This is a genomic window from Sodalis glossinidius str. 'morsitans' (assembly GCF_000010085.1).
GTDB lineage: Bacteria > Pseudomonadota > Gammaproteobacteria > Enterobacterales > Enterobacteriaceae > Sodalis > Sodalis glossinidius.
The window spans coordinates 4,062,047-4,078,904 of sequence record NC_007712.1 but is presented as its reverse complement, the minus strand read 5'-3'; the positions used below and the strand labels follow the sequence as shown (position 1 = coordinate 4,078,904).

Sequence of the window (16,858 nt, the reverse complement as noted above, 5' to 3'; positions counted from 1 at the left end):
AATGCATAATAACGACGGGGTACCCCACTATCAAATCCGCGGCCTGTCCCTGTGGGGATTTCGCGATCGGGCTGACTTCATCGATTATCTGTTTGCAGGCGGACGGCTTAAAACCGGCACGCTGGTGGCGATTAACGCCGAGAAAGTGCTCAACGCCGAGCGGGATGCGGCGCTGAAAAAGTTGCTCGACGAGGCGGAATACAAATATGCCGATGGTATCAGCATCGTGCGTTCGATCCGCCGTAAATATCGCCATGCCGAAGTAAGCCGTATTGCAGGGGCGGATTTATGGGAAGATTTAATGGCCCGCGCCGGCAGGGAGGGTGTGCCGGTGTTTTTGGTCGGCGGCCGCCCGGTGGTGCTGATGCGGACCGAAGCGCAACTGCGCGCACGCTGGAATGTCAACATTGTCGGCCGGCAGGATGGTTATTTTAGCGTCGACGCACAGCCGGCCCTGGTTGAACGCATCCGCGCCAGCGGGGCCGCCATTGTCACCGTTGCCATGGGGTCGCCGCGTCAGGAGCAACTGATAGCGTTAATCCGGCGGGAGCATCCTGCGGCGCTGTACATGGGCGTGGGCGGTACCTATGACGTGTTTACCAGACACGTCAAGCGCGCGCCCAAGGGATGGCAGGATCTTGGTCTGGAGTGGCTTTACCGTCTATTAAGCCAGCCGTCACGCCTGCAGCGCCAGCTTAAACTTTTACGTTATCTGGGCTATCATATCAGCGGACGCCTGTAGCGAGTGGAAGGAAAAGGCGCGCCGTCGACGTAAGTGAGCAAAGGGTAATCGAACGCATCATTTCTTTGAAAAATCACTAGACAGCCGGCGCGTAAATCCGTACTATCCCCACCCGCAACGGCGCTACGCGCCCGTAGCTCAGCTGGATAGAGCGCTGCCCTCCGGAGGCAGAGGTCTCAGGTTCGAATCCTGTCGGGCGCACCATCACATTTGTGCGCAGAGCCGTGGTAAGTCTAATGCCGCGTTGCGATAGTAATCAGTAATGGTGATTGTAGCTCAGTTGGTAGAGCCCTGGATTGTGATTCCAGTTGTCGTGGGTTCGAGTCCCATCAGTCACCCCATTATTAGTGGGCATGCGAAGGTGGCGGAATTGGTAGACGCGCTAGCTTCAGGTGTTAGTGTCTTAACGGACGTGAGGGTTCAAGTCCCTCTCTTCGCACCACATCCTTGATTTGCCAGTATTACATGCCTGTCGGTGCCCGGTATGAGCTTGCTCACGGTGGCATGCGTAGCGTATCATCTCGGCGAGTAGCGCAGCTTGGTAGCGCAACTGGTTTGGGACCAGTGGGTCGGAGGTTCGAATCCTCTCTCGCCGACCATATTCCCCAAAGAGCTTGTTAGACGATGTCCAGGAAATTTTTCCAATAGAAACAGCAAGTTATTATGGCTTGTTGTTGTTTTGGCCCGCATCCTCTGATGCTAACGCTTAACTCACCTTTGCCGATAAGGCGTTCGCTACCCCTTGGATTAGGGGCTTATTACGGCGGTTTGTCCCGCTTGGTGTGTGATGACCAAGTCCCACAACACGGCCCAATACACCCGCTGAGACAAAGATGAGTCCCGCCATAGCGCTTATCACTCGCTCTTTTTTAAAAGAGTCCCTTTTTTTCGATTAAAATAGGTTCGAGTAAAACACGATGGCACATCCACTGCTCTTTTAGCGCGATGGCAACACGTCAGCAAAATGAAATATTGTTTATTATTAATATAATAAGTAAATATATTAGCGCTTATTCGCCTTATTAATCCCTAACTCAAATTAATGCTTTTATACCAGTAATAAAATAAGTGATAAGCTTAAATAAGTAAATAAGACCTGAGATTTACTGATCTTTGAAAATAGAGACATAAAATTATAAAAAAAGTCATTACTTAATTGTAAAAAATACTTACATCATATATTTAGTTAAATATGACATGATATGGCTATAAAAAACAACATGAGTATTTTTATTATTTCCTTACTTGACTGCAATCTAATCATATAACTACCATTAATGTTGTAGATAATGAAATGAATATTCCATCTAACGGAAATAGGATTCGTCATTTAATGGATAGTGGAAACGGGTATGGAAAGGATTCTTGTTACAGGTGGAGCTGGCTACATCGGTACCCATTTAGTGAGACAGCTACTTTCTCAGGGTCACTTTGTCCGCGTTTTGGATAATGGGACATTCGGTCTGTCAGGATTACGGCCCTTTTATGGATTGAATCGTTTTGAGATGCAAAAAGGGGATATACAAATCACAGCGCATCTTCGCAAATCGATCAGCACTATTGATAAAATTATTCATTTGGCTGGGATTGTAGGCAATCCGGCATGTTCCTTTGATAAAGATTTTTGTCATGAAGTTAATGTCGTTGCCACCAGACGAATCTTTGATGAGGCCGCCAGAGGAAATGTCAAAAACATAGTCTTTGCCTCCAGCTGTAGCGTGTACGGTTATGGTGATGATATTTTTACCGAAGATTCAAGATTGAATCCGTTCGATTACTACTCAGAAACCAAAGTCAAAGGTGAAGCTATCGCGCAGGCCTACAAAGATGACTTAGTCGTGACGCTATGTCGATTCTCTACGGTTTTTGGTGCATTCACGGAGAATGCGATTTGATTTAGCGGTGAATGGTATGACCGCTAGTGCAGTCAACAGGGGAGAATACGTGATTCATGGCGGGCAACAATGGCGTCCGTTTATTCATTGTCGGGATGTGGCCAAGGCCATAACCCTAATCCTGGATTCGCCGGAGGGGAAGGTGAGCGGGAAGACGTTCAATATCGGTGATGACCAATTGAATATGACTTTGTCTGAATTGGGAAATATGATCTGCGGCTGTCTTCCTGACATCCTGCTAAAAAATGAGTCAACAATAACAGATAATAGAAGCTATCGCGTTTCTTTTGGTAAAATCCGAGACGAACTAGGGTTTTCTGCTGATTATGACATAAGCAGAGGTATTAGAGAGATAGAGATGCTGGTGAGAAGCCATATGGTGCCAGATCCTGATCTGACTATCTACAGTAATGTTAAAACCCTGAAACATAACTTACCTTAAAAGGAATTTCCTTCGATCGACACCCTGCAAGAGAGAATAGCGGAAATCATGACGTCGGGCATGCTTACCAAGGTAAAGTATCTACAGGTATATTAACAGATGGCTAAAGAGTATGCGGAAGACCCGCGTATGCATGTCGTTGCCGTATCTTCTGTCACGATTGGCCTCACCATCACGCTGGAAGCGCTTGGCATAACCGGGGAAGTATTGGTGCCATCATTTACCTTTTGTGCATCGGCTAATGCCATTGTTCAAGCAGGCGCCACGTCTGTGTTTGTGGATAGTTGTCCAGAAACCTATAATATCAGCGTCAGTGATTTGGAGAAGAAAATAACCAAGCAGACGGAAGCCATACTTGCAGTTCATGTTTTCGGCGTGCCAGCCGATTGTCTTGCCCTCGAAAAAATTGCCAAAGGCAATAACATCAAGCTTATATTCGATGCCGCCCATGGTATGGGATCAACATTGAATAACGTGAAAATGGGGCGTTTTGGTGACGCTGAAGTCTTTAGCACTACCCCGACGAAAACGCTGGTGACGGGAGAAGGTGGCCTTGTTTTCACGCGGGATGCTGCCTTGGCCCAACGGTTACGAATCTACCGAGAATACGGCAATCCCGGTGATTGCACCTATATAGGGACTAATGGAAGACTCAATGAGATAAGTTGTTTGATGGGTATTGCTTCCTTCGATTTGCTGCCGGAGCACCTTAGATTAAGACAGGCAGCCGCTAAAGCCTATGCCGAAAAATTAACCTCGATACCCGGTATTCACCTGCAGCAGATACCAGCTTTGTTGAATAAATCATAACTTGTGTGACTACGCCCCCCCTAGCAGATCGATTGTTATGCGATCCGGATGCTGTTCGGCATTCCTAACAGCGTCATTTTGTTAAGCGCTTTGACCATCGCCATTGTCTCACCTACCTGCGCATCATAGTCACGCAGACTTAGATGATAGCCCACTTGCTTTTTCCATACATCGTTATTGCCGCTTAGACGCTGATTCGCAACGGCGTAGTTACGCTCATGGTATCGGTCTGGCCAATATTGCGCCCCACCTCGTGGAGGAATAAGAGGCCTTATTTTCTTCCTCAGCAGAGCATCATGACAGTAGCGGGTATCGCAAGCGCCATCAGCCGACGCTTCCCTGCTTTTCCGCTGGGTCTGGTTTATCAGAGCTGGTAGGGCCTGAGCATCCGTCTTACCGCTGGGCGATAAGTCAGCACAGATAATCTCATGCGTTACACTGTCTGCGGCCATATGCAGCTTACGCCACACCCTCCGTCTGTCGGCACCATGCTGTCGGACTTTCCATTCGCCTTCGCCAAAGACCTTCAGGCCGGTTCCGTCAATGACTAGAGGTGAGATTTCACCACGGGTAGGCGTTTTTATGCTGATCTTAACTGTCTTTGCTCGCTTGCTGATCAGCGAGTAGTCTGGGTATCTTAGCGGCAGCACCATCAGTTTAAAAATGGCGTCAACGAAGCCCTGTAAAGCGCTTAACGAAAGGCCAAACACGCGTTTCATCATCAGAACAGTGGTGATAGCCATATCTGCGTAGTGAAGCGGCCGGCCACGCCGTTCAGGCGTTGTTTTTTCCGTCCATGCAACAATTGCCGACTCATCCAGCCATATCGTCAGAGCCCCGCGCTGCTTGAGAGCTTTGTTGTAAGTGGACCAGTTGGTTATTTTAAACTTTTGCTTTGCCATGGAGTGCAGATGTTGAAATGACGGTAGTGATCTGAGCAGACGATCACCTAAAAGTTATATTTATTCAACAAAGCCGTTTACACCGCTCATCGCGACCTCACTGGCGCGCTACGACGGCGGCCGCGCTGTATGTGACCGCCGCGTCGATGGTCACCGTACTCACAGCCTTCTTCTTGAAAGAACGCCACGGCCGCCAGGCTGAAAAAGCCGTAACACGGCAGGGAAATGTGTCCGTTGATGCCGCCGACTAATAAAGCGGGGGCGCGCAATATTCATTATTCATATGGTAGTTAATTACAGGAGTAGGGCATGTGTAAGTCTTTCCCGGGTGGGGTATGGCCAGTGATGTTGACGCCCTTTAAAAAAATGGCGACGTAGATTATGAGTCATTAAAAACATTGGTCAATTGGTACATTGACCAGGGCGTAGCGGGACTTTTTACCGTCTGCTAATCAAGCGAGCAATTCTTTCTGACGCTTGAGGAACGCGTTAACGTTACCCGAACGGTGAAAGACATCAGCGCGGGACGCGTGCCGGTCATCACCTCCGGTCACGTCTCGGATGATATCGGTGATCAAATAACGGAAATGCAGGCGATGGAGAAGACCGGTGCCGAGGCGTTGATCTTAATTACCAACCGCTTGGCGCGTGAGAATGAAAGCGATGAATGCTGGATTCGGAATTGCCAGGCATTGCTGGATAATCTGGATCCGGAAATGGCGCTGGGCTTATACGAATGTCCTTATCCCTATAAACGCCTGCTGTCTGATGAGATCATTAAGTTTTGTTTGTCAACCGGCAGGTTCTATTTCATTAAAGATACCTGCTGAGATGCGACAATATTGTTGCGAAGAATTGCGTTAACCCAAGGTAGTACCATAAAGATTTATAACGCCAATACCATCACCTTGCTTGATTCGTTGAAACAAGGAGCAGCGGGCTACAGCGGCGTCATGGCTAATTTCCACCCGAAACTGTATGTGTGGTTATGTGAAAATTACCAGGATGAAAGGGCACAAGAATTGGCGTAGGACCTGTCGATTATGTACTTAATTGAACGGCAATATTACCCGGTCAATGCCAAATATTATCTTGCCAGCGTCATGTATTTGCCGATGGGTACCACCAGCCGGCAACAAAATGATAATGGCTTAACCGAAACCTTTAAAAAAGAGACCTCTTATCTTTCCCATCTTACTGAAAAACTAGAGAAGCGTTTTTATTAAGGAGTAGACAGAATGAAAAGTTTTAAATCAGAATATGATGTCATCGTTGTTGGCAGCGTACCGGCCGGCGTTATGGCCGCATTGGCTTCAGCCAAGACGGAGGCGAAAACGCTTGTCGTGGAACTGTTGGGCTTTCTCGGCGGTACCGCTACAAACTCGCTTATCGGGCCTATTTCACCTTTTCATTATGGTGATGAGCAGGTCATTGACGGCATTCCGCAGGAATTCATGGATGAGCTGATGGCGGCCGGCGGCAGCACCGAACATCTTAAAACCTTGGATCCCTACGGTAGCGGCGCGTCGCTGGGCTTTTACGATCGTGAGAAATACAAATACGTAGCGCAGGAAATGCTGGTGGAAGCAGGTGTTGATATCTTTTTTCACGTATTTATCCGCGATATTCTCAAAGAAGGAAATAAAGTTACCGGCGTAACCATCTCCGCCAAGGACAAAGATTATACGTTCCGCAGTAAAGTCGTGATCGATTGCTCGGACGACGGCGATGTCGCCATTAAAGCCGGCGCGGATTATGTTTACGGCGATGTGGTAACCCATAAAGCGCAGCCCGGTTCGGCGATGTTTGAAATGGCGGACTTGGATGTAGATAAAGTGTATGACTATATCTGCGCCAACCCGGACGATTTCGAGTTTAAAACCGATTGTGTCCCGCTGCGTCCGTATGACGATCGTTTAAAGCAGCACTATTTTGTGGCACAGGGCTTCAAGAAACTGGTGAAACAGAGGCGGTAGACGCCGGCGAGTTGAAATTCGGCCGCGATAGCATCATTGTCCTCAATAGCGTACACTCGGGCAGCATCCACTTTAACGCTACCTGCGTTTATGGCTTCGATTTATCCGATTCGGAATAACGTTCTCTCGCCGAGCTGGAAGGACGCCGGCAGCTTGAATCGGTATCGGAGTTCATGATCAAGTATGTTCCGGGCTTTGAAAAAGCTTGGGTGAACGATACCAGTAACGAAGTGGGCTCGCGCGGCTATTTCCAGATTTATATTCACAACCCCAACGGTGCCGAAGGTTACCGCCAAGATGGACAAGGCGGTCACTGGATCGATCTGAAAGACACCTATGATATTCCGCTGCGTTGCCTGGTGCCTGCGAATATCGATGGCATCGTCTTGAGCGGTCGCTGTATTTCCGGTACTAGTCAGGCGCACGGATCTTACCGTACCCAAGGCGGGATTATGGGCATTGGTCAGGCTTCGGGCGTAGTAGAGGGACTGTGCGCAATAAAGGGCGTACAACCGCGTGAAATCGACGTTAAAGCGGTTCAGGAACAGCTGCTGGCTTTCGGTGCGTCACTCTGGCGCGATAAGGAAAAAACTGCCCGTGAACAGGCTCACACGACGGAATGTGTGAAAGCGTATATCAAAGGACGGGATAAATTCATTACCCGTGACGATGTGTTGAAAAAATTTCAAGACTAGCCGTATTGCCATTCTGGCCACTGTCAATGCCCGCCATGAAGGCGGGCATTTTTTTTGCACCGGCGCCCTGTGAGCGGTCAGCCGTTTAGCGCGTTGGAGCCTGCTATAAGCATGCTAACCCCTCTTGCCCACTGTCATCGTGCGCTACGCGCGGCCCATATTTTAACTATTATTTAATTAACATAAAGTTGAAGCTAGACAAGCGTCATGGGAATAATGCGGAGCACGTGTCGGGGCGCTTCCCGCTGCAGGATGTGCAGCATGGTATTGAAGGCTTCATCGGCCCAGATATTTTCATCCTGTTTGACCGACCAGAGATTGTTGGGCAGAAAACTCAGCATGGGATGTTCATCGAAAGTGCCGATGTTGATGTCGCGGGAAATATAGCCGTGCAACGTTCTTAACTGGCTTAATGCCCCTTCCAGCACCTGCAGCGATGAGGCAATGAAGGCGTTCGGCGGCGTAGCGTGCTGCGACAGATAATCATGCATCATTTTTTCGCCGTCCATTCGGCGGTTATGGGCGCTTTCCAGGATCCATTGGGGCTGTACAGGCAACCCATGATCCGCCAACGCTTGCTGATATCCCTGCAAGCGCGCGCGGATGCTGGGCTGCTGAATGTCGCCTCCCAGAAAAATGATCGGTTCTGCGCGCGCGTTCAGCATGGCGCGGGTGAGTTCCGCGCTCCCGTTGAAGTTATCACTCACGACCAGGGCGCAATTATCCAGGCCGAAATCCCGGTCGAGAACTACGATGGGTTTCTTGGCGCGTTCAACGTGATATTTTTGTGCGGCGCGGGACGAGGGGACGATAAACAGCCCATCGATATTGCGCTGCACCATGGATTCCACCAGTTTCTTTTCGCGCTGTGAATCGCTATAGCTACTGCTAATGACCAGGTGATAGCCTTCTTCACGACAGCGTAACTCAAGTTTTTCTGCCAAATTGGAGAAAAAGGAGTTTGATAATCGGGGAACGATTAACCCCAGAGTATCGGTTTTATTTAGCTTCAGGCTGCGCGCCGTATAGTTGAGGGTATAGCCATGTTCTGCGACATAGCTATTTATCCTTTCCTGTGTACGCGCGCTGATCCGATATTGTTCGGCCTTTCCATTAAGTACCAGCCTGATGGTGGTGATGGATAAGCCTAATTCAGTTGCTATTTGCTCTACACTTTTGGCCATAATCCAGCATGATAAAAAAAGTCCAGAACGCCAGTATAACGCTTTTTCTGCGTCGGCGCAGCTTAAGACAAATTCAATGAGATCTCACGCAGCTTGGAAAAATCATGCCGGACGGGTATCATCACGGCAGGCAAACGTTCCCGCGTCCGGGCCAGGTCGTATTCGGTATCGTTGCGGTGGCCGGTTTCCTCAGGAAGCGGCGCATGGGCGATTGGCAGCCTAAGCAGGGGCGGCATCTGGCGACGTTCGCTCATCCGTTAATTCATTATCGCAGGTCATTGTTATGCTTATTTATCCGCTGATGCACCATCCCCGTATCGCTTAATCCGGCAGTGAAAGTTGAACGTGCTTTCACTGCTGCGGAATGACGTTCCGTGGCTTTTATCCCTTTATGAGATTTAAACCATATCTGACAACATTAAACCTTGGTTCAAGGTAGAATATCTTCACCAGACGGTGACCAACTCGAATATTCACATCTCGGGCGAACACAGTTATTACAGCGAATACTGGGATGACGGCTTTGAAAAAAGCGTGGTCCGCTACCTGCACGGCGACAGCGTCAGCCAGCAATGGGTGCCGCTCGGCACCCTTGACCAGCTGTGGATTGGCGATTACGTTTGCATCGCTGATGGGGGGGAATAACACCCACCGTGCTGATTGGTTTTCTTTATATCCGTTTATGGAAACCATTCAAGCGTCCTATGTGCCGAAAGGCGATACCCGGCTCGGGGATGGCTGTTGGCTCGGCATGCGCGCCATGATTATGCCCGGTGTCACCATCGGCGAAGGGGCAATCATCGCCGCCGGAAGCGTCGTAACCCGCGACGCTTCCGGCCGCCGGGGCGGTTGAGGCGGAGGGGTTGCTGGCGACGATTATTGAAGAAATACAATTGACCGACCGTCCCGTCAGCCCTAAATTGATTCTGGCGCTGTTGCTGGTGCGTCTCTGGAAACCGAACATGATCCGCAGAAGCAGGATCGCTATCGTGAGGTGTTTAATAGCTTCATGCATGCCAGCGTCATGGACGATATTTGACCTATCACGCCGGCACGCGCTGTCCCCCGCCGTGCGGCGCAATGCCCATAAAGCGACGCGGGACAGGCATCGCCGGCTACGTCGCACGGTTTCTAGGCCGTATCAGTAAGGCGCCGACGCGATAAGGCGACGCCTGTTCAGGTTTTCTACGCAGCCCGGATAGGGTCACCCATGCCACCGCCTTTCGCGGCGCGTGGTTCATCCGCATGCGAGGTGTACAGATGGCAATCGATTTTCACGCTGGCTCTAATCAATATACCTATGCTAAGTGCGTAGCCCATGCCGGCTGGGGCGATTTTATTCAACAGCGGGTGGATCCCGCCTGTAAAGCGATTGCTGATATCGGCGGCGGCATTTACAGCGCTGTCTGGGCTGGATTGGGCGCCCAGCAGGTCACCGGCGTCGATTTTTCCGCGCAGATGTTACAGGATGCGCGGGAAACCGTGCAGGGATTGACCAATGTCCCGTTTGTGCAGGGCGACGCGGCCGCTACCGGGCTGGCAGATGCCAGTCAGGATATCGTTTTCGCCCGCGCCCTAATTCATCATTTCGCTTCGCCTCCCCCTTTTTTGCATGAAGCATGGAGCATCCTCTCGCAGGGGGGACTTCTGCTGATTCAGGATCGAACGCCGGAAGATATTTTTTTGCCGGGATCGCCCGATCATATGCGCGGCTGGTTCTTTGATCTGTTCCCGCAGCTGGCCGCCTTTGAAAGGGAACGTCGCCCCGCCCGCGGTGCGATTGAGGCGGTGCGAGTACGCCGTAGCACCGCGTTGGCAGCCGATTTGCGCGGCCGTACCGGGCGCTCGATTCTGCATGAATTAAGCGATGAGGCGCTGGGGCAGTTGATTGCTTATATCCTTGCGCGCTTGCCGGCGGGACAGCGGATTGTGGAAAACGACCGCTGGACGTTTTGGTGGGCGCGAAAATCGGATGTTGCTGGCACGACGGCCACCGACCCTGCGTCGGCACAATAGCGACTGGTGCGCGCCGGCGTCAGGGCTCGTACGACCGTGCCGCAAACATTATACCGCCTGCTGCGCGGTGAGGGATACTCACGCCCGTTCGGGAACGAACATGCCGCCTGCCGCTAGACACTCACGCTTGTGCGGAAAGCAACGTGCCGTCTGCTGTGCTCTGGCTGGCAGAGTAAGCTTATACTAGAGCAAATACACCGCTGGTCGCCTGAGAAGGATACCCCGCTTGGGGCTTGGAATGGGCGATAGATAAAAAAAGCCGGTGGCACCTGGAACGTCCTGTTCCGGCCCCCAGCCAGTAAGCAAATTCCCTACGCCGTTAGGCGTTTTGCTATAAATACAAGTTGGTAGAAAGCAAAAATGCACTGCCCGGTCATTTTTCATCGCCGGGCAATTTTCGTCAAGCTGCACTAAAGGATAGGCTCACGTCTGACGGGGCCTGTAGCGCTGTTATTTTACTCGCAGGTTAGGAGGCGATGTATGAAGCTATTACGTTACGGTCCGCCGGGCGAAGAGCGTCCGGGTCTGCTGAACGGGACTGGTCAACTCCGATCCCTCGCCGGGGTGATAGACGATATTGCCGGCGGGCCTGATGATTTGCTTTGCGGCATGGCCAGCGTCAACCCCTCGCGCTGCATCTGCGCTGTATGCAGCCGGTCAAGCACGTCCGCTAGCCAAGCGTAGTCATGGGCATCAGGGCACTGCTTAAGCGCGGCGCGGAAGGCATCGGCGGCGGCCTGCCATTCGCCGCGTTTCATTAACAGTTGCCCCAGCGTACTGTTTAACAGCGGCGTATCCCCCTGTTGGCGGATTTGTTGCCGCAGTGCTTTTTCAACCTGCTCCGGATCGCAGCTTTTCAGCCGCGGCAGCAGCAGGAGCAATCTATCGTCGGCGTGATGCTTAAGCGCTTTGACGATAAGGCTCTGTGCGGTGTTGTGATCGTTACATTCGATAAGATGTTCGGCCAGCTCCACTTGCAGAGGGACGTCGTTGCGCACCTTCCGGCTCTGCTCGCGCCACCAGCGGTTTAACCCCTCGCTGCCCTGATCTTCCATAATCTGGTCCATTAGCCCGTTGAAAGCCTGGTACTGCAGGCAGTTCAACATCTCTTCGTCATACACCTGCCCCTTACGCATTGCCGGCAGAATATCCAGCAGCGATTGCCAGGCACGGGTACGGATAAATGCCTGTTCCGCCAGACGCAGCATCTCCGGATGGCGCAGCGCGGTCTCCAGAAACCGGTCGACGTGATCGGCATTGCGCACCAACAGTTTTTCCAACTGCGATAATCCCCTTCGGCCAGCTTCATCAGTGCCGCCCGGGTATGCTTGTGGGCGCGATGATTTTTGCGACCGTGGAACCAGCGGCGGGTACGTGCGCCGGTCCGAAACAGTCGGCGGATGGCCCATTCGATGATAAAGAGGACGATAAACGCCAGAATGAGAATAATCACCAAACCGGTAACGCTGGTTTCAATATTGTAATTGTCGGTCTGAATCAGCACATAACCCTGATGACCGGCGACAAGCGGACCGAGTACAACGCCCGCGAACAGCAGGATGAACAGCAATAAGACCTTGAGCATCGCTTATTCTCCCTGTGCGGCGGGGACCGCCGGCTGGGCCAGCAGGTTGCGCACCCGGGTCTGCATCAGTTTATCCAGCAGCGGCTGGCTTTGCAGGCTGTCCGGCAGGTTCATGGTGATATCCTCCTGACTCAACGCGTCGAGCTGGCTCAGGAAGGCGCGGGTATTGGCGTCGTCAGTGTCGAAATAAGCGCGCCCCCAGGTGGAGACCGAATCTAGCGACTGCTGGTAGATTTCATTTTGATGGCGCGGCACCGCCTGGGCTGCAACCAGTAGCCGGGCACGGATATTTTCCCGCAGGTAGACATCTTGATTCGGCGCCAGCAGCGGCTCGGCGCCGGTGTCGCGGCGGTGCACGGTAATAAATTCGTTCATAAAGTTGTGCCAGCTTTTGCTAAGATTCTGTCTCCACTCCTGAATTGATCCCGACAATTCACCGCTGTCGCTATCCATGGGCGCTTCATCGCTGTCGTTATCCGCCAGACGCAGGTTATCTACCTGATTGGTTAACTGATTGAGCTTGAGAATAATGCCGTCGAAGTCAATCTGGCTGACGCCGGCCAACGTGCCGATATCTTCGGTGATCGCACGTCGTGCTTCGGTCAGGCTGGGATCGTTCATTTGCGCCAGACTGGCGTCAGCGCTTTTCAGCAGAGCGCCGGCGGTAACGACATCCCGGTCGCTCCACAATTTACGCCCGGCCATTTTTACCAGAAAATCCGCCTGCGACAGCAGCCAGGTATTGGCGTTGGTCCTGGTAATCGCCGTCAATTTATTTTGCAAATCTTCCAGCTCGCGCCCCTGCGCGTCTTGCTGCGCCCGTGCCACGTCGAGCGCCCGCCCTTGGGCGGCCAGCGCGTCCTGGTATTGCTGGCGTTGCCTCTGCTGGGCCTGACTGAGCGCATCAAGCACCTCTTGCAACTGCGCACGGGCGGCCTCCTGTTGATGTGCCTGCTGGCGCGCGGCGATATAGACGCCCAGCGCCAATAATAGCGCAATGATCAGCGCCAGCACCGCCACTATCAGCGCGAGCGGCCGGCGTCCGCCGGCCGTCTTGCCCAGTTTGCCATTATCGACCGGAGGGGTTTTCTCCCCCGCGGCGCGTGTTGAGGCGGTGGGCCGAGGCCCGGCATCGCCGGATAGTGGGGTCGAAGCATGCGGGCTATCAGTCTTCCTGGTCGCGTCATCCTGCGGGATCGTTGGAGTAGTGTGTTCCGTCATGTTGGCCTGTCCCATGTTTAAATTTAGAGCAATACGCGCATCAAAGCATCGTTGTCGGCCGCGTTCGCTACGACGATATCCGTCCAGCCCAATTGGCGGGCAAGTATGGCTAAACGTTCGCTGATGACTATCAGCCGGCAGTGCATCAGCCAGGCGTGGCGATAGTATTCAGGCATTAAAGTATAGAATTGTTGTAACATTTCGCCGCTGGTAATTACCAGCGTGTCGATGCTCAGCGTTTGCACCCGCCGGCCCTGTTCTTCGCCGTTGTAGTGGATCGGGCTGCGGCGGTAGCATTCGCAATAGGTGGTGTGCACGCCGCGCTGGCGCAACGTTTGCTCCAGCACTTCCCGCCCGCCGTTACCGCGTAAGATCAGGGCGCGCTTGCCCTCGATGCGCGCAAGCGCCGGCAGGCGCAGCAAATCCTCGCTGGTTTCCCCCTCATCGGGATAGCTGACCGGCAGCCCGCATAGACCGTGCAGCCGTAGGCCGGTAGTGCGGCCTACGGCAAAATACTGTAGCCCGGCAGGCCAGGTGACGCCTTGTTGCGTCAGCCAGGGATGGGCGTAATTAATTGCATGTTGGGAGACGATAAACAGCAAATCCCCCGCACTCAGATCGGCGAGGCGCTGGGCGAGTTGCGGCAGATCGTTGCCCGGAGTAAATTCGATAAGCGGCAGATGCCAGGCGGATTTGCCGCGTGCGCGCAGCCTGTTCACCAGCTGTTCGCCCGCGGGCGATGGGCGGGTGACGAGGATGCTCATTGCGGGGGATTATCCTGATAAACGTCGGCCAGGATGGCGCGGGCGCCGCGATTCAGCAAATCATCCGCCAGACGCAGGCCAAGCTGTTCCGCCTGCGCCAGCGGCGCGCGTCCTTCGCTGCGGATGACGGTGGTGCCGTCAGGCGATCCCACCAGCGCGCGCAGCCATATCTCCTCGCCGTCAAGCACGGCATAACTACCGATAGGTACTTGACATCCGCCCTGCAGGCGGGCGTTCATGGCGCGTTCGGCGCCGACGCGCAAGGAGGTTTCCCGGTGATGCAGCGGCGCCAGCAGCGCCAGCGTGCGGGCATCGTCCAGCCGGCATTCAATGCCGACCGCCCCTTGGCCCACCGCCGGCAGCGAGTCTGCCGGATCGATAGCGTGGCGAATGCGATCCTCCAGACCCAACCGTTTCAGGCCGGCCACCGCCAGAATGACCGCATCAAAGTTGCCCCGATCGAGTTTCGCCAGCCGGGTGCCGACATTGCCGCGCAAATCGTGCACGATCACATCGGGACGCCGCTCGCGCAACTGGCATTGCCGGCGCAGGCTTGAGGTGCCCACAATCGCGCCCGGCGGCAGAACGTCAAGATTGGCGTAACGCGGACTGACGAAGGCATCACGTGGGTCGTCGCGCTCGCATAGCACGCAAAGCCCCAGGCCGGCGGGGAATGACACCGTGACATCCTTCATCGAATGGACGGCGATATCGGCGCGATGCTCCAGAAGTGCCAGTTCCAATTCCTTGATAAATAATCCTTTTCCGCCGACTTTTGCCAGCGGCGTGTCAAGGGTGATGTCGCCGCGGGTCACCAGTGGCACCAGCTCGACCTGCAGATGCGGGTGATGGCGCAGTAATTCATCGCGCACGTACCCCGCCTGCCAAAGCGCTAAGGGACTTTGCCGGGTGGTGATTCGTAGAAGGTTGTCTTGCATAGTCATTACCGATTTTATCATTCACTCACCATCCTAACACCGATAGTGAAGCACTGTCAGTTTTCGGCGGCGGTGAAACGAGGCGGTAAAGGGGAAAAAAGGAATAACAAGTTGCCGTTGGGGAAAGTAATTTATTATCTCCATGCTTGTAAATGCTTTTCATAAATCCATTGATAATCATGACTATATATTAAAATATTCTTTCTTGTTGTTTCTATGCTTTTTGATGCTTGTGCCATTTTGCAGTAAATTGTGCATAACAATTCGAGTAACACTTTGGAGCAGTGCATGGGCGGAGAACTTAACAAACTCTCGGATAAGAAGCTAAGAAATCTATTGGGTGTACCCAGGGATAAGTACGAATTCTTTGCCGATGGTGCGGGGCTTAGCGTTAGGGTATCGACGGTAGGCGGCATTAGCTGGACGTTCACTTATCGTAACAGTGGTACGATACAGCGTGTGACACTGGGACGTTATCCGGATATGAGTCTCAAGAGAGCAAGGGAGAAGCGTGACGAGTGCCGCACATGGTTATCAGAAGGTAAAGACCCTCGGCGGCAATTGAAACTGATTAAGCAGGAATCACTGAAGCCAGTTACCGTTAGAGAAGCAATCGAGTATTGGATAAAGCATTACGCGATGGATAATAGAACTGATATTGGTGACCGTGTATTACAATTAAAAAAGCATATCTATCCTTACATCGGAGAGATGGCTTTATCGGACTGTGAAACACGCTATTGGTTGCAATGTTTCGACAGAATGAAAAAAACGGTTCCTGTTAGCGCAGGGAAGCTACTTCAATTGTGTAAGCAGGCACTTAAATTTTGCCGCGTGCGTCGATATGCCGTCAGCAATGCTCTTGATGATTTAGTTGTATCTGATGTCGGCCAGAAGGAATCAAAGCGCGACAGAGTCTTAACTGATGTCGAAGTTGGACAGATATGGAATGCTATAAACAACACAAATACCTTTCAGCCTTATTATTCTGCGTGGTTGAAAATATTAATATCGTTTGGCTGTAGAGGTGCTGAGGCTAGATTGTCACGCTGGGATGAATGGGATTTTAATAACTGGCTATGGACAGTACCTAGGGCGCATAGTAAAAGCGACACACCAATAGTAAGGCCGGTACCAGAAAAAATGCGACCATATATGGAAAAATTAAAAGCTTGCAATTACAAAACAGGATATTTATTTGGTGAGATAAAGCATGACGTCAGTGTCAGTTCATGGGGTATTAGAATATGAAAGAAGTTGCAGCATGATAAACACTGGACACCTCACGACCTGCGACGGACGCTGGCAACCAAGCTCAATGACATGGGCGTAGCTCCACATGTCGTAGAGCAGCTTCTAGGCCACGCTATGCCGGGGGTGATGGGTATCTACAACCGGAGTCAGTACTTGCCAGAGAAGCTTGATGCGCTGAATCGCTGGGTGGATAGGCTAGATGAATTGGCAGCACAGCATGGCGATGTAGTCCTACAGCCGCACAGAAAGGGCAGGAGGATCAGCTAGGAAGAATAATTTCCCACGTGAGAAAAATATCAGTAGTTTAGGTGGTTTGGAAGGGTGTTGGTTATCATTAATATAATGATTTTATTTGCTTTTATTATTTGATAACTAAACCACTGAGGCCGGTTTTAAAACCACTAAACAGGAGCGGTATCTATCAGTAATGGCGG

15 protein-coding genes, 4 tRNA genes and 4 pseudogenes are annotated in these 16,858 nt (G+C 52.1%); 16 read left to right on the top strand and 7 right to left on the bottom strand.

Annotated elements, in window-relative coordinates:
* Position 1: 1 nt before the first annotated feature.
* The 8 genes from wecG (at position 2) to SGP1_RS21595 (ending at position 3,889) form a co-directional block, all read left to right on the top strand.
* Positions 2 to 742 carry a lipopolysaccharide N-acetylmannosaminouronosyltransferase gene (gene wecG, locus SGP1_RS21625; RefSeq protein ID WP_011412180.1) on the top strand — a complete coding sequence of 247 codons (741 nt, stop codon included), beginning with the start codon at positions 2 to 4 and terminating at the stop codon, positions 740 to 742.
* A 127-nt stretch (positions 743 to 869) separates the two neighbouring features.
* Positions 870 to 946: transfer RNA gene (locus SGP1_RS21620), tRNA-Arg, on the top strand.
* 61 nt (positions 947 to 1,007) lie between these two features.
* Positions 1,008 to 1,083, top strand: a tRNA-His gene (locus SGP1_RS21615).
* Positions 1,084 to 1,097: 14 nt separating this feature from the next.
* A tRNA-Leu gene (locus tag SGP1_RS21610) sits at positions 1,098 to 1,184 on the top strand.
* 80 nt (positions 1,185 to 1,264) lie between these two features.
* Positions 1,265 to 1,341: transfer RNA gene (locus tag SGP1_RS21605), tRNA-Pro, on the top strand.
* A gap of 753 nt (positions 1,342 to 2,094) precedes the next feature.
* The gene (locus SGP1_RS35410; protein ID WP_083765043.1) at positions 2,095 to 2,637 is read left to right on the top strand and encodes an NAD-dependent epimerase/dehydratase family protein; all 543 of its coding nucleotides are present in this window, start codon (positions 2,095 to 2,097) and stop codon (positions 2,635 to 2,637) included.
* 16 nt (positions 2,638 to 2,653) lie between these two features.
* Positions 2,654 to 3,079 (top strand): NAD-dependent epimerase/dehydratase family protein, encoded by a 426-nt coding sequence (locus SGP1_RS35405; protein WP_158302470.1) that lies wholly within the window; start codon positions 2,654 to 2,656, stop codon positions 3,077 to 3,079.
* A gap of 99 nt (positions 3,080 to 3,178) precedes the next feature.
* Entirely contained in the window at positions 3,179 to 3,889 is a 711-nt protein-coding gene (locus SGP1_RS21595) for a DegT/DnrJ/EryC1/StrS family aminotransferase (RefSeq protein ID WP_050747904.1), read from the top strand.
* 35 nt (positions 3,890 to 3,924) lie between these two features.
* On the opposite strand, the gene SGP1_RS21590 is transcribed toward SGP1_RS21595, so the two are convergent.
* Positions 3,925 to 4,791, bottom strand: a complete 867-nt coding sequence (locus tag SGP1_RS21590; protein ID WP_011412178.1) for an IS5 family transposase — start codon at positions 4,789 to 4,791, stop codon at positions 3,925 to 3,927.
* A gap of 530 nt (positions 4,792 to 5,321) precedes the next feature.
* Between SGP1_RS21590 and SGP1_RS32230 the strand changes: the two genes are divergently transcribed.
* The 4 genes from SGP1_RS32230 to SGP1_RS32215 all read left to right on the top strand — a co-directional run bounded on the left by SGP1_RS32230 (position 5,322) and on the right by SGP1_RS32215 (position 7,462).
* Positions 5,322 to 5,621, top strand: a complete 300-nt coding sequence (locus SGP1_RS32230) for a hypothetical protein (RefSeq protein ID WP_198408758.1) — start codon at positions 5,322 to 5,324, stop codon at positions 5,619 to 5,621.
* A gap of 213 nt (positions 5,622 to 5,834) precedes the next feature.
* Positions 5,835 to 6,017: a hypothetical protein gene (locus tag SGP1_RS32225; protein WP_198408757.1), complete on the top strand. Its 183-nt coding sequence runs from the start codon at positions 5,835 to 5,837 to the stop codon at positions 6,015 to 6,017.
* A gap of 12 nt (positions 6,018 to 6,029) precedes the next feature.
* Positions 6,030 to 6,767 (top strand): FAD-dependent oxidoreductase, encoded by a 738-nt coding sequence (locus SGP1_RS32220; protein ID WP_198408756.1) that lies wholly within the window; start codon positions 6,030 to 6,032, stop codon positions 6,765 to 6,767.
* Between the two features lie 173 nt (positions 6,768 to 6,940).
* Positions 6,941 to 7,462: an FAD-dependent oxidoreductase gene (locus tag SGP1_RS32215; RefSeq protein ID WP_041867292.1), complete on the top strand. Its 522-nt coding sequence runs from the start codon at positions 6,941 to 6,943 to the stop codon at positions 7,460 to 7,462.
* A gap of 194 nt (positions 7,463 to 7,656) precedes the next feature.
* Here SGP1_RS32215 and SGP1_RS21570 read toward each other — a convergent pair whose 3' ends face one another.
* Positions 7,657 to 8,646, bottom strand: coding sequence for a LacI family DNA-binding transcriptional regulator (locus SGP1_RS21570; protein WP_011412177.1), 990 nt, complete (start codon positions 8,644 to 8,646; stop codon positions 7,657 to 7,659).
* A 62-nt stretch (positions 8,647 to 8,708) separates the two neighbouring features.
* Positions 8,709 to 8,900: a hypothetical protein gene (locus SGP1_RS21565; protein ID WP_041867291.1), complete on the bottom strand. Its 192-nt coding sequence runs from the start codon at positions 8,898 to 8,900 to the stop codon at positions 8,709 to 8,711.
* A 163-nt stretch (positions 8,901 to 9,063) separates the two neighbouring features.
* On the opposite strand from SGP1_RS21565, the pseudogene SGP1_RS35400 reads away from it, so the two are divergent.
* From SGP1_RS35400 to SGP1_RS34650, 3 genes and pseudogenes are all read left to right on the top strand, one after another.
* Positions 9,064 to 9,475, top strand: a pseudogene (locus SGP1_RS35400) (DapH/DapD/GlmU-related protein); the annotation flags it as partial.
* A gap of 431 nt (positions 9,476 to 9,906) precedes the next feature.
* Complete coding sequence (locus SGP1_RS21555; RefSeq protein ID WP_050747903.1) at positions 9,907 to 10,662, top strand: class I SAM-dependent methyltransferase; 756 nt, start codon at positions 9,907 to 9,909, stop codon at positions 10,660 to 10,662.
* A gap of 480 nt (positions 10,663 to 11,142) precedes the next feature.
* A pseudogene (locus SGP1_RS34650) lies at positions 11,143 to 11,247 on the top strand (ureidoglycolate lyase); the annotation flags it as partial.
* Here SGP1_RS34650 and SGP1_RS21550 read toward each other — a convergent pair.
* From SGP1_RS21550 to hemC, 4 genes and pseudogenes are all read right to left on the bottom strand, one after another.
* A pseudogene (locus SGP1_RS21550) lies at positions 11,205 to 12,247 on the bottom strand (heme biosynthesis HemY N-terminal domain-containing protein). The pseudogenes SGP1_RS34650 and SGP1_RS21550 overlap by 43 nt on opposite strands.
* 3 nt (positions 12,248 to 12,250) lie before the next feature.
* Positions 12,251 to 13,468 carry a uroporphyrinogen-III C-methyltransferase gene (gene hemX, locus SGP1_RS21545; protein WP_083765040.1) on the bottom strand — a complete coding sequence of 406 codons (1,218 nt, stop codon included), beginning with the start codon at positions 13,466 to 13,468 and terminating at the stop codon, positions 12,251 to 12,253.
* A 23-nt stretch (positions 13,469 to 13,491) separates the two neighbouring features.
* Positions 13,492 to 14,232 (bottom strand): uroporphyrinogen-III synthase, encoded by a 741-nt coding sequence (hemD, locus tag SGP1_RS21540; protein ID WP_011412173.1) that lies wholly within the window; start codon positions 14,230 to 14,232, stop codon positions 13,492 to 13,494.
* Complete coding sequence (gene hemC, locus SGP1_RS21535; RefSeq protein WP_041867717.1) at positions 14,229 to 15,170, bottom strand: hydroxymethylbilane synthase; 942 nt, start codon at positions 15,168 to 15,170, stop codon at positions 14,229 to 14,231. Before hemC ends, hemD begins: the two co-directional genes overlap by 4 nt.
* Positions 15,171 to 15,458: 288 nt before the next feature.
* On the opposite strand from hemC, the pseudogene SGP1_RS21530 reads away from it, so the two are divergent.
* Positions 15,459 to 16,691: pseudogene (locus SGP1_RS21530) on the top strand (tyrosine-type recombinase/integrase).
* Positions 16,692 to 16,858: the final 167 nt, after the last annotated feature.